The sequence below is a fragment of the Listeria rocourtiae FSL F6-920 genome, assembly GCF_000525975.1.
Classification (GTDB): Bacteria; Bacillota; Bacilli; order Lactobacillales; family Listeriaceae; genus Listeria_A; species Listeria_A rocourtiae.
Map to the genome: position 1 here is coordinate 1 of NZ_AODK01000122.1, position 984 is coordinate 984.

At 43.3% G+C, this 984-nt stretch carries 1 protein-coding gene; it reads right to left on the reverse strand.

Annotated features, from left to right (window positions below):
* Window positions 1-984 (reverse strand): toxin Cry1Ac domain D-VI-related protein (locus PROCOU_RS17945; protein WP_244266352.1); only part of this gene is annotated, 984 nt, incomplete at both ends.

Genomic DNA, 984 nt, shown 5'->3' on the forward strand with positions numbered 1-984 from the left:
ATCGTTCTTTTTTCCTTCTACCCCGGATTCATTGACAGCTACCACTTCAAAGGTTTGCCCTACTGTTTTTAGAAGAGCTACATCTGACGCATAGATGGAGTAGCTCGTGCCTGTAATCGAACCATAACGAACAAATACACCATTCACATATAATGCAATTTTCTTCGCATTCGCATCAACTGTTCCTGTGATAGCTTTATCTCCACGATAGAAAGCCTTTAATATCGGGGCTGGTAGCTCTACTGCTGGTTTTGCATTCACGGTGGAAGAAGCCTTATCTCCCTCTTGTCCACTCGCATTCACTGCAACTACTTCGAAAGTTTGACCTACTGTACGCAATGTTGTAATGTCCGTTGCATAGATCGAATAGCTTGATCCCGTCACCGATGCGTAGCGGATTAGCGTACCATTGACATAGATAGCTACTCGTTTTGCCGCTGGATCCACTGTACCTGTGATATATTTATCACCCTGTACAAACGGATGAATCGTTGGTGCTACAAGCTTAGCTTGTTTCTCATCTAGCTGACTTTGCGCTTTGTTTAGATCTGCTTGTAACGCCGCTTTCTTCGCTGGGTCTGTTACCTTATTAATCAACGCTTGCGCCGCATCAATCTCCGCTTGTGTCATTGTTCCTGTAATCGTACCGTTTGGATCTTTGTTGGTGAATAAATTATTTACCGCTTCACGCGCTTTACTTTCTGCTTCTGCTTGCACTGTTTTCGCATCTAATTGGCTTTGCGCTTTGTTTAGATCTGCTTGTAACGCTGCTTTCTTCTCTGGATCTGTCACGTTGTTAATCAACGCTTGCGCCGCATCAATCTCCGCTTGTGTCACTGTTTCTGTAATCGTACCGTTTGGATCTTTGTTTGTGAATAAACTATTTACCGCTTCACGTGCTTTCTCTTGATTGTCTTCTTCTGTGATATCAAAAACTTGGAAGTCACTCATGCCAAATACTTGCCAGTTACCACTCTTATCTGA